The sequence below is a fragment of the Olsenella sp. AGMB03486 genome (genome assembly GCF_040884255.1).
Lineage (GTDB): Bacteria > Actinomycetota > Coriobacteriia > Coriobacteriales > Atopobiaceae > Olsenella_L > Olsenella_L kribbiana.
In genome coordinates this window covers 1-13,914 of sequence record NZ_JBEVTM010000022.1, presented here as the reverse complement: position 1 = coordinate 13,914, position 13,914 = coordinate 1, and the positions used below count along the sequence as shown (strand labels likewise).

Here is a 13,914-nt window from a genome sequence, read left to right as displayed (position 1 = left end):
ATGCACGAATAGCATAGCAACCCGCTGCAGCCTGCTCGTGCAGCCTCTCGTTCAGGAAATAAGACCCAAACATACGCTGCCTTCATGCCTTCGAACCGCGCGCCTGAAGGAGGCTGTGATGGATACCCTGCATGAGCGCAAGCTCCGCGCTATCGTTGTCTCGGCACGGCTCTTCGCCTGCGGCGGACAGGCCGTCTCGCCTGCCACACACCGGGCATGACGGAGCAGGCAGCTGCTCCTGCTGAAGAGACGCTCCCCTTCCTCTGGGCCGGTCCTGCGACAGAGCAATTCCTGCCTTCGCCCAGATGAGCCGGCAGCAGGCCTGGCCGTACTCTCCCATATCAGATGTCTTCACGGCAAGCATAGCGAGCAGGCCCTGTCCAGCAGCTTCCAGACAGCATCGGGCAGCATCGCCTACACGGCAGGGCGCCAGCCTCTGCCAGCCCCTGAGAAGAAGGTGCAGCAGGCCCTCTCAAGAACGACATGCCATCCGGATGAGCAGACGCAGGAGGAAGCGCCCTAGCGCCTCTTGAGGTAGTGCTCCAGATTGGAGCGGAAGACAAGCTCCGCATCGCCGACGATGAGTCGTTTGTCCACCTTTCCATACAAGAGGCAGGCAGAGAGCGTGGCAGCCGCACGGAAGGCAAGGCCTTCCGGATCCTTGAAGAGCAGATTCGTGAAGGTATGGTTTCTGAGCGCTTCCACATTCTCCGGGAAGACATCAGAGCCGATGGCAGGCACCTTGCCGGCAAGGCCGGCAGCGCAGAGCTCCTGCGCAAGCACCATGCTGCCCGTCGCAAAGACGCTGCTGGCAAACGAGGGCACACACCCTTCCAGAGCCCTGCGCACCCTGTCGGGGAGCTCGTCCCGCTCGCTGTGGCCGCCCGGGACCTCAATGATGCGTGCTTCCGGCAGCATTCTCCGGAGCTCTTCTCTGAAGGAATCGGCCACGAGACGATGCGCCTCGACCGTCGCATCGCCCGAGAGCAGGACCGCCGAAAGGCCTGCATCTCCGTGAGCCCTACCTGCCATAAGGTTCGCTGCCTGTTCTGCCATGAGAAGGCCTGCAGCATGGTAGTCGGGAACCGCTGCCCCGATATGGTCAATCCTTCGGTCTGCGCCCATGACAAGCTCGATGGGGATAGCATGCTCCGAGAGACGCTTGAGCTCCAGGAAATCCCGTTCCGTCTCGGGCGTGAAGGCAAGAAGGCCGCTCACATGTTCCCCTGCCTCGATCTTCCCATAGATCTCGGAAAGCACGTCCGCATAGCAGCCAGGACGAAACGAGCAGCGCCTGAACTCGATGTCGCCCGAACTATGGGAGGCAGCGAATGCCTCGAAGCCGCTCCAGAGCTGGGCATAGAAGAAGCGCCCATCGTCTTCTGCGCTTGGCAGCACGACATAGACAACCGGCGCCTTGCGCCTGAGCATCGAGGCGCTTTCGTTGCGCTCATAGCCGACCTCTTCGGCATACTGCAGAATCTCGGAACGGGTCTTGGCACCGACGCCGGGCTTTCCCGCTATCGCCTTGTGAACTGTATTGACGGAGATGCCGAAATGGGCCGCGATATCTCTCATCGTTATGCGTGTATCTGCCATGCAGAAAGCCAATCCAGATCTTGTCCTGTACGTGCCTCTCCATCATACGCGTTGCAGCATATGCACGTGAAGTGGCATGCCAGGAGAAACGTGCACAGAAGGCAGGTCCCTTTGGGCATGTCTTTTTGCTTGAGGCTCTTTGCTGGTCGTTATCGGAATCGTCGAAGCAGTCACCACAGGTCGGGCAGGTCCAGGAGCCATCCTTGGCAGCATGGGGGCTGACGTGACATGCCAGCTTGTGGTCCCACAGCAGCTGCTTCGGGAGCTGCCCTGCCCTGGGAAACCTCCTCCAGGCTGCCAGCATCCTCGAAGGAGGCGCCTCCCTGCGCTGCTGCATCCGGTACTTCCTGCCAGGACTGTGCCGGTGGGCCCGGGGATAGCCTGTCTGAGCAAATCCGTTCTGACGTTGCTGATAGCCACCCTGGCTATAGCCCTATCCTCCCTGCGGAGGGTAGCCGCCCTGGCCATCCATCTCTGCCTCGAAGGTCACGAAAGCTTATATGGGCGTCTCCGAGACCGGCGGGACCATATTCTGCATCGGCAGCAATGATGGATCGAAGACCGGTATCTTCTTCCTCGATGCTGACAGCATGGCGCACGTGAACTTCATGGGCACCGTCGCGGTCGATATGGGTTCGAGCATGGTATGGAACTGCATGCCGCGTGCGGGCCTTCCGAGGCTATCGAGGCCATCCAGACGATTCAGGGCTGCACGAACCAGATTGCCTGGCTCTGGACCTGCCTTCCTGAGAGGGCCAGAGCGCATGCACCGTTCTTCCGCTGCCTTCTCGGACAAGGCTGTTCAGGCGGGGCAGCTTCCGGCTGGCCGCAAACGCATACTGACGCTCCTTGCGACCCCGCACACCCATCAGAATCGGGCAGATGGAGCATATCCATCTGCCCTTTCTTCATGCACGAGACCTTGTTCCTGCTTCCCTACATCCAGCCTCTGCGGACAAGGATGATCGAAAGGATGACACAGACGATCGCCGTGCCGCCGCAGATGATGCCAAAGCCATGCGGGACATTCGCGAGCGGCATCCAGCTCAGGTCGACGTTCATGCCATACAGTCCCGAAATGACCGTCGGAATCGAGAGGATGAGCGTGATCGACGTGAGGCGCTGCATCACATTGTTCAGGCGCGAGTCCATGAGCGAGCTCACGAGGTTTCTCGTGCCATCCATAATGTCACGGTAGATCTGGGCCATCTCGATGGCCTGCTGCGTCTCTGTCGCAGCATCCTCGAGGAGATCTTCTGTGCTGGGGCCAGGATGGAGCCTGCCCGAGCGCTGCAGGCGCGTGAGCACAGACCCATTGCCCCTGAGCGATGTCGCAAAGTAGACAAAGGTCGTCTCCACCTCATGGAGGCTCATGAGGTCGGCTTCCGTCGTGGATTTCTTTATCTTCTCCTCGAACTCGCGCCTCTGCCGGTCGATGCAGCGCAGATCTCTCTGGTAGAGAAGAGCAGATCTCAGCAGGATGCGGTAGAGGAACTGGCGGCGCAGCCTCGTCGAAAGCTCCAGGCCAGAGCCGGCCCGCCCCGGAGAGAGGATCGGCGTATCCTGCGCACAGACCGTGATCACATTGTGCTCGAGGATGAGGATGCCCAAAGGGATGGTCTCATACGTCGAGACGCCGTGGCGCACATCGTCGACCGGGATATCGATAAGGACAAGGGAGAACGCTTCCTCGTACTCGACACGGGATTTCTCTTCCGGGTCATTGGCAGCAGCGATATCGGCAGGATCGACACCCTGGAGCTGCGACGCGACGGACTCGATCTCGTCGAGCGACGGCGAGGTGAGCTTGATCCATACCCAGTCATCGATTTCATCGACTGCATGCGTGCCCGCATCATCTGTCCGGTAAAGCTCTATCACCTGCCGCCTCCTGCCCTGTCTGTCCAGCTTCCAAGGATACACGTGGAGAGGATTTCCACGGAGCTTGAGCTGGAGTTCATGCGAAGCCTTGACATGCCAGGAGGAAAGAAGCGGACACACAAGGAAGCTGTGAACTGCGCCCCAAAACTTGGACGCGATGAATCATAGCCGCTAGGCTGTCTCCTGAAGGGCAAAATCCCGGAACTCGGCCGGAGCCAGGCCCTTCAGCCTGGCCTGGCACCTCACATGGTTCCAATGCCGGATGTACGCCTCGAGGTCCGCCCTGGACTCCTCGAACGTCTCCCAGTCCCCGCCCCTGCAGAGCTCGTCCTTCAGGTGGCCGAAGACCTGCTCGGTGGCGCCGTTGTCGATGCAGCTGCCCTTGCGCGACATGCTCTGCGTGATTTCCCAATGAACGTGGGACGGCTGCAGCATCCAGGCGGAGGGCCGGATGCAGGCAGAAATGTGTCGTGGGTACGTGTGGCCTATCAGAGAGCCCGGGCGACTCAAAATGCGGAACGATTCGTTCCAGGGTCGTTGCGCAGGAGCGATGGACATGAAAACAGGCCAGAGGGCATAGCCTCTGGCCTGCGAGTTTATGGTGGGCGTTAGAAGATTTGAACTTCTGACCTCTTCCGTGTCAGGGAAGCGCTCTCCCCCTGAGCTAAACGCCCGAATATATAGCTGCTCGGAATGCCGTGCAGCGCATCACTGAACTATACCGGACCTGTTCCGCAATTGCAAGGACTCTTTCCTGAAGCCCACAAGAACCGGGAGGGGGAGCTCCCCGACCGTTCAGCAGCACTCTGCCCGAAGATAGCATCTCCCCCATCAGGCCGCACATGCCGAAGCCATGCGCTACGTATCCTGCCACACGCTCTACAGGCTGTGCTTCTTGAGCTTCTGATCGAAGATTGCGTTCACGATAGCGCTGAGCTGCGAGCGCGCTTCGTCAGGAAGCGGACCCTCCTTGGCAGCCACGGCATAGAGCTCGGGGTGCTCGTGCTCGATCTTCTCGAAGGTCTTGCTCAATGCATGCCTGCGGACGAAGAACGGTATGCGCTTCACCTTGGCTTCATCCACCAGCTCCAAGATCTTCCTGTTGGCAGCCTCGCTACTCGAAGAGCCGATCGGCCCTGTCTCCTTCTCGGCCATATGCCTTCCTCTCCTCAATTAATGTATTGTGCACAATATATTTTAGGCATGCTGAATGCCGCCTGCCATAGCTGCATGCAATATGCACAGCTTGTCCACGAGAGCGGAGGGGCTAGGCAAAAAAGCTCTCAGAGCCGTGTCCTGAGACGCCTTTCGAGCACGAGCATCACAAGGCAGAGGAGCAGTATCGCCACGCCGCTCACGCCGAACCAGGCATTCACGCCGAGCGCTTCCGCGACAGGAGATGCTATGGCAAGCCCTGCCGGCATGGCGGCCAGCGACACGATCTGGAAGGCCGAGAAGGCACGCCCCTGCCTCGCCTGGGGGACCGTCTTCTGCAGATAGGCGACGATCGGCACATCGTAGCAGGTCGATGCCGCACCCATGCCAGCGCAGAGCACAGAGAAAGCGATCCATCCGCCATAGCTTGCCGGCACGAGGCCGCATCCGATGCAGGTGGCTCCGATCAGGGCACCTGCCACATATGAGGCACGGATCTCGTCGTCCAGCTTCGCCTTCGCGATTGCGACGCCGGCAAGAAGCATGCCCAGAGACCAGACCATCTCGACGACGCTTCCCTCGAAGGCGCCAAGGCCAAAGTAGCTGCTGGTCATAAGCGGATAGAAGGATGAGAGCGGCATGAAGAAGACCATGAGGACCAGAAAGGAGACGATGACCTGCCTGAGCAGCCTGTCTTCCCAGAATACCGCGAGGCCTTCCTTGAGCTCGCACAGAGGATGGAGCGCAGGACGCGGGCCTGGCGCCAGGTGATTGGGCACGAAGACCGCTGCCAGCGTGCCTACGGCAGCGAGGGCACCAAGAAGGTCGGTGAGGAGCACGAAAGGAAGCGGAAGCGCGGCATAGAGCGCACCGCCGATCACAGGCCCCAGGATCAGGGAGGCACTCGTCAATGCCTGCGCCATCCCTCCCGCCTCGATCAGCGCATCCTGCGGCACGATATCGGGCACCATGGCCTGCATAGCGGGAGCCTGAAACGCCGTAGCGCAGGCACGGGCAGCCAGAAGCACGATTACGGCCGACACAGAGACGCCGACATGCCCCAGGGCGAGGGCAAAAAGGGCTGCCATGATGCCGGCGGCAAGATCTGCCGCCATGCATACCCGCTTCCTGCTGTGGCGGTCAGCCACGATGCCCGCCACGGGAGAGAGCAGGGCGCCCGGAAGATATGCCGCCAGCCCTGCCAGCCCCATGGCGGAGGGAGATCCTGTCTGCTGCGCCAGATGCCATATCAGGGCAAACTGGACCGCAGAGCTTCCCACCTGCGAGACTGCCTGTCCTGCAAGGATCGTATAGTAGCGACGCTTCCAGGAGCTTCTGCCTGTCTGTGTCTCTTGCGACTCCCGCTCTTCCACGTGCCCGCCCTTCCTGCCCGGCTCCAATCGGACGCGAATATAGCATCTGCCGCAGACCCTGTCCATGCATGCTGCCAGAACAGGCTGCATGCCATGAGCGAAGCCCCTGAGGGGTCGGCTGTGCCCCTGGTATGCCGCAAGATTGACGCGTTTCTCTGGATTCTTGGCTGATTGACGCAAAATGCCGGACTGCCCTGCTGCATATACTGATGCCGATCCCGGGATATCAGAACAGCATCTGTCTTAGCCGCATTCCATCAAGGAGGCGTCATGGGTTGGCGTCATGGGTTCCATCCTCATCGAACTCATTCCTGCGCTTGGCTGGGGCTTCCAGGGCATTGTCATGCATAAGATCGGAGGCACCGGTGCCAGCAAGCAGATGGGCATGGTGCTCACCGCCCTTGCCATGGCCATCGTCGTTGCCCTGATAGACCCCATCATCTGGACGCCCGCCCTGGTCTGAGCCGCGGCAGCGAACGGGATTCCCTGGGCCCTTGCCCAGATACTGCAGATCAAGAGCTTCGACTATCTGGGCGTCTCGCGCGCCATGCCGCTCACTGCCGGCATGCAGCTCCTGCTCACCTCGATGATCGGCGCATTCTGCTTCGGCGAGTGGCCCTATGCCTGGCAGATGGGCCTGGGGTTTGCCGGCATCGTCCTTATCATCGCAGGAACGGTGCTCACCACCCATACCGAGGCAGGTCAGCAGAGCACCTCTGCCTCAGATATCCGCAAAGGCCTCATCATCACGGCCATCTCCTCTGCCCTGTATATGGCCTATGCGACAGCGGCACGGTTCTTCAGCGTGGACAGCTCCAGATCCTGCTTCCGCAGGTACTGTTCATGCTTTCGCCCTGCTGGTCATCTCCGCAATCGTGAGCAGGTGTGAGTCGTCTGACGGCATCTTCGGCCGCAGCGAGGGCATCTTCGGCATCAAGTCCTGGCAGAACATGCTCACCGGCATCCTGTGGTCGGTCGCGAACATCGCTGGCTCTTCTCCAACCCGGTCAACGGCGTCGCCGTCGGCTGGACGCTCGCAGACATGAACCTGATCTTCGCGACGCTCGGAGGCCTGTTCATCCTCCATGAGAAGAAGACGCCCAAAGAGCTCAGGTTCGTTGTCGCGGGCATGGTACTGATTGCCGCAGGCAGCCGGCATGACAAAGCTCGGACAGAGAAGCGCTCCCCTCCAAGGGGAGCGCAGCAGCCGCTTCGGCGGCAGAAGGGACGCATCATGTCCATCGCCTACAGCATATCGATACCATTTCCTGTCTTTAATTGTTATTGTTCTGATAGCATTTATAGCGGTCCGGGACATGCCCGAGACCTCGAACAGCTATGGACCGCAGCCAAGCGCTGCAGGATGGAGATAGGCCATGCAGGTCACGAAACGCGATGGGAGCACGGAAGCCTACGAAGGGCTCAAGATTGCCCGCGCCATGCAGAAGGCACTCAGGGAGGTAGGCGATCCTGCTGCTGAAAGCGCCGATGCTCTCGACAGGCTCCTTGCACGCGCAGAGGCAGCCATCGGTGCCTGTGGCAGCACTGACGTGGAGAGCATCCAGGACATCGTCGAGCGTGCCCTCATGGAATCGGGCCATTTCGATGCCGCAAAGGCCTATATCCTCTACCGCCACAGGAGATCGGAGCTGCGGCGTGCCCGTCTGGGCATCGTGGCACTTGCACTCGGGAGCGATGCTGATTCCAGGATGCAGGCACGCCTCGCAGACGTGCTTGCAAAGATTTCGCGCGACTTCGAAACCGCCCTCTATCCCCTCGATGCCCTCTTCGCCAAGTTCCAGAGCTTTGCCAAGCCCGACATGGATAGGTATATGCGCCTCGATGCACTCGTGAGAGCAGCTGTCGAGCTTACCTCCCAGGAGGCGCCTTCCTGGGGCCTCGTTGCCGGAAGGCTCCTTGCCTTCACGGCAGACGCACGCCTTGCCCAAGAGGAGAGAAGGCGCGGCATCGAAGGCTTCTACTCGAAGCTCCGCTATCTCACGGACCAGGGGCTCTATGGCACCTACATCCTCGAGGGCTATACGAAGGCAGAGATCGAGGAGGCATATTCCTTCATCGTCCCCGAGCGCACCGGTCTGCTCGACTATCCAGGACTCGACCTCCTGCTCAAGCGCTATGTCGTGTGCAGCCATGACCATACCGCCCTCGAATCGCCGCAGGAGATGTTTCTGGGCATCGCCCTCCATCTGGCGCTCAAGGAGAAGAAGGATGTGCGCATGCGCTGGGTCCAGCGCTTCTACGACATGCTCTCGAAGCTCGAAGTGACAATGGCAACACCGACGCTCTCCAATGCCAGAAAGCCGCACCACCAGCTCTCGAGCTGCTTCATCGATACCGTGCCGGACAGCCTCGAAGGCATCTACCGGAGCATCGACAACTTCGCAATGGTCTCGAAGTACGGCGGCGGCATGGGCATGTATCTCGGCAAGGTCCGTGCGAAGGGCGGCTCCATCCAGGGCTTCGAGGGAGCAGCCGGAGGCGTCGTGCGCTGGATCCGTGTCATCAACGATACGGCCGTCGCGGTCGATCAGCTCGGCGTGCGCGCAGGAGCCGTTGCCGTCTATCTCGATGCCTGGCACAGAGACCTGCCAGAGTTCCTGCAGCTCCGCACCAACAATGGAGACGACCGCATGAAGGCGCATGACGTCTTCCCCGCCGTCTGCTATCCCGACCTTTTCTGGAAGATGGCGGAGGAAGACCTCGACCAGCCCTGGCATCTCATGTGCCCCCACGATATCTCGACCGTCAAGGGCTATGCTCTCGAGGACTACTTCGGGGAGGAATGGGAGAGGCGCTACCGCGACTGCGTGGCAGACCCGAGGATCCCTAAGCGCACCGTCACGATCAAGGACATCGTGCGCCTGGTGCTCAGGAGCGCTGTCGAAACCGGCACGCCCTTTGCCTTCATGCGCGATACCGTGAACAAGGCCAACCCCAACCCGCATGCTGGCATCATCTACTGCTCGAACCTCTGCACAGAGATCGCCCAGAACACAAGCGAGATCGAATCCGTCTCAGAGGAGATCGTGACGAAGGACGGCGATACCGTCGTCGTGACGACGACGCGCCCTGGAGACTTCGTTGTCTGCAACCTTGCAAGCCTCTCGCTGGGGAAGATCCCCCTCGAGGACGACAGCTACCTTGCCCATACCATCGAGAGTGCTGTCCGTGCCCTCGACAATGTGATCGACCTCAACTTCTATGCCCTCCCCTATGCAAAGATCACGAACAGGCGCTACCGTTCGGTGGGACTCGGCGTCTCGGGCTACCACCACATGCTGGCAAAGCGCCATATCCGCTGGGAGAGCGAGGAGCATCTCGCCTTTGCAGACGAGCTCTTCGAGCGCATCAACAGGCATGCTATCGAGGCATCTTCTGCGTTTGCGGAGGAGCGCGGCGCCTACGAGCTCTTCGAAGGCTCCGACTGGGCAACCGGCGCCTACTTCGAGAAGCGCGGCTACACATCTCCTGCCTGGCAGAAGGTCAAGGAGCAGGTCACAGAGCACGGCATGAGGAACGCCTACCTTCTGGCAATCGCCCCCACCAGCTCCACCTCCATCATCGCAGGCACCTCTGCCGGCCTTGACCCCATCATGCGCCGCTTCTTCCTCGAGGAGAAGAAGGGGGCCATGCTGCCGCGCATCGCACCTGAGCTCTCGCAGGAGACCTGGTGGTACTACAAGCCGGCACATCTGATCGACCAGACCTGGAGCATGAAGGCAGCAGGAGTGCGCCAGCGCCACATCGACCAGGCGCAGTCCGTGAACCTCTACATCACGAACGAATATACGATGCGCCAGGTGCTTGCCCTCTACCTCGAAGCCTGGAGAGACGGCGTCAAGACCATCTACTATGTCCGCAGCAAGTCGCTCGAAGTCGAAGAGTGCGAGAGCTGCGCAAGCTAGAGAGATTCCAACCCCTTCTTGAAAGGACATCCCATGCAGAACACGACGAAGCTCAAGGCAAAGGCGCTCTTCAACCCTGATGGAGATACCGACGTGCGAGAGCGCCGTCTCATCGGCGGCAACACGACGAACCTCAATGACTTCAACAATCTCAAGTACGCCTGGGCCTCCGACTGGTACCGCCAGGCCATGAACAACTTCTGGATACCGGAGGAGATCAACCTCTCCCAGGATGTGAAGGACTACCCCAAGCTCTCTCAGGCCGAGCGCACGGCCTACGACAAGATCCTTTCCTTCCTCGTCTTCCTGGACTCCCTCCAGACGGCAAATCTCCCGAACATCGGTGAATTCATCACGGCAAACGAGGTGAATCTCTGCCTTCATATCCAGACCTTCCAGGAGTGCGTGCACTCCCAGAGCTACTCCTACATGCTCGACACAATCTGCAGCCCCGAGAAGAGAAACGAGATCCTCTACCAGTGGAAGACCGATACGCACCTGCTTGCCAGGAATACCTTCATCGGAAACCTCTACAACGAGTTCCAGGAAAAGAAGGATGCCCAGGCACTGCTGCGGGTGATGATGGCAAACTTCATCCTCGAAGGCGTCTACTTCTACTCGGGCTTCATGTTCTTCTACAACCTTGCCCGCATGGGCAAGATGCCCGGAAGCGCCCAGGAGATCCGCTACATCAACAGGGACGAGAACACGCATCTGTGGCTCTTCAGGAACATGATCCTGGAGCTCCAGCGCGAGGAGCCCGAGCTCTTCCAGGAGAAGGACATCGCAGACCTCAAGGCCATGCTCCAGGAAGGCGTCGAGCAGGAGATTGCCTGGGGCGCCTATGTCTTGGGAGACGATATCCCCGGCCTCACCTCGAAGCAGGTCGAAGACTACATCCGCTATCTCGGGAATCTGCGCTGGAGCTCTCTGGGCATGGGCGAGCTCTATCCAGGATACGCAGAAGAGCCGGCTGACATGGCATGGGTGAGCCAGTACAGCAGTGCGAACATGGTGAAGACCGACTTCTTCGAGGCGCGCTCCACAGCCTATGCGAAATCCACGGCACTGGTGGACGACCTGTAGGAGATGCCTTCTTCCCCAAGGATGCGGCCCTGCCGTCTTTTCCCTATTCGTCTTCTTCCGGCACAATCTCTGCCCTGAACACCATGATCGTATCGGCGTCCGAACAGCAGAACTCTGCTGTGCCTTCAGGCTGTCCCGGAATCTTTCCGCCGTAGCGGAGGATATCGATATAGGGGAAAGCGCAGTGCATTGCCATCGGGCAGATCTTTCCGCGGTCTTCGTCGAAATCGAAGACCTCCCCCACCTTGTGGCCTCTATGGCAGCCATGCTTTCCCCTGCGGTCTATGACCTGGATCTTGATCTTCGGACGCCTTCTTGTCATGTCCCCTCCTTGCCAGCTCTTCCCGTCCAGTGTGATGCATGGGAAGAGCTTGTGGAAGAGGTGCAGGAACATGTTTTCTGGCAGAGCAGATGCCCGCCACCGAGGGCTCCATCTCAGTAGAGCACCCGCTCGATCACGGCGACAAGGACCGAGCAGTCCCTGCTGCCAAGCATCAGAAGAAGCAGAAGATGGTCCAGGACAAAGGCAACGAAGCCCTGCTCGTCCACCCCGTTGCCGAAAGCATCGGAGCGCACATGTGCATCTTTCTGCAGGGCCTGCCAAAGATGCCTTTCGACCTTTCCCAAGAAGGCATGCATGCGCGCAGCTCCCTCCTTGGCAGGACCTCCGCCAGAGGAGAGGGCGAAACCATGCAGCGCGGGGAAGCCGGGGTATGCCTGCATTCTCCCGGAGGCATGGCAGAAGAGCTCCTCTGTGGCAGCAGCGAAGCCATCGCCTTCCCGCCTCAGGCTGTCAAGATCGAAGATGTCTGACCAGATGTCTGCAGTCACAGCAAGAAGCAGGGCATCCTTGTCCGGAAAATAGTGGTAGAGCGTCCCTGCCGCAACTCCCGCTTCTGCCGCCACCGAGCGCATGCCGACACCGGCAAGGCCCTTCTGCTGCACAATCTTTCTGGCAGCGGCAAGGATCTCTTCCTTCGATGTTGCAGCTGGCTTCATGGGGACTCCTAGAGCCGGGGCAGAAGAGCGAGCCCCATGCAGATGATCCAGATATACATGACCGTCTTCGGAAGCATCAAAGCACCCACTGCAGGCTTCCTCTTCGCCAGGAACGTGACAGGCAGATAGAAGCCGAAGGACAGGGCAATAGCGATGCACATCCTCCAGAGCCCATAGCCCCCCTCATTGCCGGAGATTGCAAAGAGGACGATAACCAGAAGGCCAGTAATGGCAAAGGGGATGTTGCGGGCAAGCGACCAGCGCAGGTTCTCCTTGCCGGATGTCCATTCGTTCTGAGGGAAGAAGCAGAGCACGATTCTGAGCGCTGCTGTCGCGAAGATGAGGACCGGGATGGCAGGCGAGATTGCGATATCCGGAAAGATCTCTCGCCAAATAAAGTACAGCACGACATAGAACACGGTCATCGTCACGGAGGTGATGGCAGTACCGAGACCAAGCTTTTTCGTCGTGTCTTCCCTGGCGCCGAAAAGATGCATCTGGACACGCGGAATCAGGTGGAAGGCGTCTCCTCCTCCGAGCAGCACGGTCATGAGGCCAAACAGCAGAAAGACCGTCCGTCCCTGTGCCTGCATGAAGAAGATGATGGCAGCCACAAGATCGAACGCAAGGTAGCAGATATCGAAGATGCTCTCTGCGATGCGCATGCCTTTGGGCATGCCTTCCTGCTTTGCGTCCTTAGGACTCTGTTTCATAGCAGCCTCTTTCTTTCAGAACAGCAGGAAGCATCCCGCTTTGCGTTTCAATATGAACGCTGTTCATATTGACGCCTGCAAGACACAGCGTCAACTGAAAGGAAAAGCGGCACATCTCTGACATCAGCTCCTCCACCAGCAAAGGCACCTGCCACTCACCGAACCGCCTGCCGATCAACTGTGCAGTGCAGGGCTATCCGGCTCATCGCAATCGTGCGTGGCAAGGAAAGCAGAATGGCCATTTTCGCAGGCAGAGGCCCTGCAGATCCACATCGCACCGTCTTCGGCCTGCATTTGGATATGCCTGCGAGATGCCTGACAGATAACTGTCAGAACATTTGTTCTCATTTTTTGCTACGCTCCTCCCTGCCCGAAGACATGTCCGTCGCTGGACGGACAAATCGCGAGAGAGCAGGGACTGCCCATGGACAGCAGCAATATCTATGACTCGGTCTTCAAGACCATGGTGCACAAGGCACCGAAGCTACTGATCCCCCTCATCAATGAAGTGTTTGGACGCCGCTATGAGATAGATGTCCCTATCGTGCAGTTCAACGAGGAGCACGAAGGACCTCTGGGCACCCACATCTCCGATTCCGTCTTCCGCATCGAAGATATGGTCTACCACCTGGAATGCCAGAGCACTCACGACGCCAGCATGGTCGTAAGAATGATCGAATACGATTTCAGCATCGCCCTGCAGGAGGCTTTGGAGCAGGGTGCACCTTACCGGATGAAATTCCCGTCCTCGTGCGTGCTGCTCCTCCGACATACCTCCAAGACGCCTGACTATCTGGAAATGGAAGTGGAGATGCCCGACAGCGAACCTTTCCGCTACCATACAAAAATCTACAAGACGCAGCTTGTCAGCGAAGAGGAGATCTTTCGCAGACGCCTCCTCATCCTCCTTCCCTTCTACCTCATGCGCTATGAGAAGGAGCTCTCGAGCCTGGATGCAGAATCGGATGCTGCAGCAGCACTCATCAGAGAATGCCGCGAGATACGCATGCGCCTTGCCGACCTCACGCTCCTGCAGGGCGACGAGCTTCTCTATCGGCAGATAACAGAGCTTATAATCAGGGTGTCAGACCATCTGCTTGCAGCAAATGAGCCACTGAACAGGAAAGTGAGGCCAGCCATGGGCGGAGAGGTCCTCGAGCTTATGGACGACAAGATCGAGCG

At 59.3% G+C, this 13,914-nt stretch carries 13 protein-coding genes, 1 tRNA gene and 1 pseudogene; 5 read left to right on the top strand and 10 right to left on the bottom strand.

Translation table 11 applies throughout. The features are described 5' to 3' along the window. Positions 1-519: 519 nt before the first annotated feature. The 7 genes from ABVS03_RS09820 to ABVS03_RS09790 all read right to left on the bottom strand — a co-directional run bounded on the left by ABVS03_RS09820 (position 520) and on the right by ABVS03_RS09790 (position 6,008). The gene (locus tag ABVS03_RS09820) at positions 520-1,599 is read right to left on the bottom strand and encodes a substrate-binding domain-containing protein (protein WP_368018969.1); all 1,080 of its coding nucleotides are present in this window, start codon (positions 1,597-1,599) and stop codon (positions 520-522) included. A gap of 496 nt (positions 1,600-2,095) precedes the next feature. Then, the gene (locus ABVS03_RS09815; RefSeq protein WP_368018968.1) at positions 2,096-2,257 is read right to left on the bottom strand and encodes a hypothetical protein; all 162 of its coding nucleotides are present in this window, start codon (positions 2,255-2,257) and stop codon (positions 2,096-2,098) included. 278 nt (positions 2,258-2,535) lie between these two features. Continuing rightward, positions 2,536-3,480, bottom strand: a complete 945-nt coding sequence (locus ABVS03_RS09810; protein ID WP_368018967.1) for a magnesium transporter CorA family protein — start codon at positions 3,478-3,480, stop codon at positions 2,536-2,538. A 171-nt stretch (positions 3,481-3,651) separates the two neighbouring features. Next, the gene (locus ABVS03_RS09805) at positions 3,652-3,915 is read right to left on the bottom strand and encodes an IS3 family transposase (protein ID WP_320832551.1); all 264 of its coding nucleotides are present in this window, start codon (positions 3,913-3,915) and stop codon (positions 3,652-3,654) included. A gap of 164 nt (positions 3,916-4,079) precedes the next feature. Then, positions 4,080-4,154, bottom strand: a tRNA-Val gene (locus ABVS03_RS09800). 205 nt (positions 4,155-4,359) lie between these two features. Beyond that, positions 4,360-4,635 carry a hypothetical protein gene (locus tag ABVS03_RS09795; RefSeq protein ID WP_368018966.1) on the bottom strand — a complete coding sequence of 92 codons (276 nt, stop codon included), beginning with the start codon at positions 4,633-4,635 and terminating at the stop codon, positions 4,360-4,362. 128 nt (positions 4,636-4,763) lie between these two features. Next, a complete protein-coding gene (locus tag ABVS03_RS09790) occupies positions 4,764-6,008 on the bottom strand; it encodes an MFS transporter (RefSeq protein WP_368018965.1) in 1,245 nt (414 codons plus the stop codon). Positions 6,009-6,291: 283 nt separating this feature from the next. Here ABVS03_RS09790 and ABVS03_RS09785 point away from each other — a divergent pair. From ABVS03_RS09785 to ABVS03_RS09770, 4 genes and pseudogenes are all read left to right on the top strand, one after another. Further along, positions 6,292-6,897 (top strand): annotated as a pseudogene (locus tag ABVS03_RS09785) (GRP family sugar transporter). Positions 6,898-7,050: 153 nt separating this feature from the next. Beyond that, entirely contained in the window at positions 7,051-7,488 is a 438-nt protein-coding gene (locus ABVS03_RS09780) for a GRP family sugar transporter (RefSeq protein WP_368018980.1), read from the top strand. Further along, positions 7,385-9,934, top strand: coding sequence for a ribonucleoside-diphosphate reductase subunit alpha (locus tag ABVS03_RS09775; RefSeq protein ID WP_368018964.1), 2,550 nt, complete (start codon positions 7,385-7,387; stop codon positions 9,932-9,934). The genes ABVS03_RS09780 and ABVS03_RS09775 overlap by 104 nt, the downstream gene beginning before the upstream one ends. Positions 9,935-9,967: 33 nt before the next feature. Next, positions 9,968-11,020, top strand: a complete 1,053-nt coding sequence (locus ABVS03_RS09770; protein WP_368018963.1) for a ribonucleotide-diphosphate reductase subunit beta — start codon at positions 9,968-9,970, stop codon at positions 11,018-11,020. Positions 11,021-11,063: 43 nt separating this feature from the next. Here ABVS03_RS09770 and ABVS03_RS09765 read toward each other — a convergent pair whose 3' ends face one another. The 3 genes from ABVS03_RS09765 to ABVS03_RS09755 form a co-directional block, all read right to left on the bottom strand. After that, positions 11,064-11,342 (bottom strand): TIGR04076 family protein, encoded by a 279-nt coding sequence (locus ABVS03_RS09765; RefSeq protein WP_368018962.1) that lies wholly within the window; start codon positions 11,340-11,342, stop codon positions 11,064-11,066. A 113-nt stretch (positions 11,343-11,455) separates the two neighbouring features. After that, positions 11,456-12,019 carry a TetR/AcrR family transcriptional regulator gene (locus ABVS03_RS09760; RefSeq protein WP_368018961.1) on the bottom strand — a complete coding sequence of 188 codons (564 nt, stop codon included), beginning with the start codon at positions 12,017-12,019 and terminating at the stop codon, positions 11,456-11,458. 8 nt (positions 12,020-12,027) lie between these two features. Beyond that, positions 12,028-12,732, bottom strand: a complete 705-nt coding sequence (locus tag ABVS03_RS09755; RefSeq protein WP_368018960.1) for a hypothetical protein — start codon at positions 12,730-12,732, stop codon at positions 12,028-12,030. 424 nt (positions 12,733-13,156) lie between these two features. Between ABVS03_RS09755 and ABVS03_RS09750 the strand changes: the two genes are divergently transcribed. Next, positions 13,157-13,914, top strand: a 758-nt coding sequence (locus tag ABVS03_RS09750; protein WP_368018959.1) for a hypothetical protein, incomplete at its 3' end; no start/stop codon positions are given.

Excerpts from the sequence above, each read along its gene's own strand:
- ABVS03_RS09780 (WP_368018980.1), top strand. The coding sequence starts at position 7,051 with ATGAACCTGATCTTCGCGACGCTCGGAGGCCTGTTCATCCTCCATGAG.
- ABVS03_RS09775 (WP_368018964.1), top strand. The coding sequence starts at position 7,385 with ATGCAGGTCACGAAACGCGATGGGAGCACGGAAGCCTACGAAGGGCTC.
- ABVS03_RS09820 (WP_368018969.1), bottom strand. The coding sequence starts at position 1,599 with ATGGCAGATACACGCATAACGATGAGAGATATCGCGGCCCATTTCGGC.
- ABVS03_RS09760 (WP_368018961.1), bottom strand. The coding sequence starts at position 12,019 with ATGAAGCCAGCTGCAACATCGAAGGAAGAGATCCTTGCCGCTGCCAGA.
- ABVS03_RS09770 (WP_368018963.1), top strand. The coding sequence starts at position 9,968 with ATGCAGAACACGACGAAGCTCAAGGCAAAGGCGCTCTTCAACCCTGAT.
- ABVS03_RS09795 (WP_368018966.1), bottom strand. The coding sequence starts at position 4,635 with ATGGCCGAGAAGGAGACAGGGCCGATCGGCTCTTCGAGTAGCGAGGCT.
- ABVS03_RS09805 (WP_320832551.1), bottom strand. The coding sequence starts at position 3,915 with ATGCTGCAGCCGTCCCACGTTCATTGGGAAATCACGCAGAGCATGTCG.
- ABVS03_RS09765 (WP_368018962.1), bottom strand. The coding sequence starts at position 11,342 with ATGACAAGAAGGCGTCCGAAGATCAAGATCCAGGTCATAGACCGCAGG.
- ABVS03_RS09755 (WP_368018960.1), bottom strand. The coding sequence starts at position 12,732 with ATGAAACAGAGTCCTAAGGACGCAAAGCAGGAAGGCATGCCCAAAGGC.
- ABVS03_RS09815 (WP_368018968.1), bottom strand. The coding sequence starts at position 2,257 with ATGCAGTTCCATACCATGCTCGAACCCATATCGACCGCGACGGTGCCC.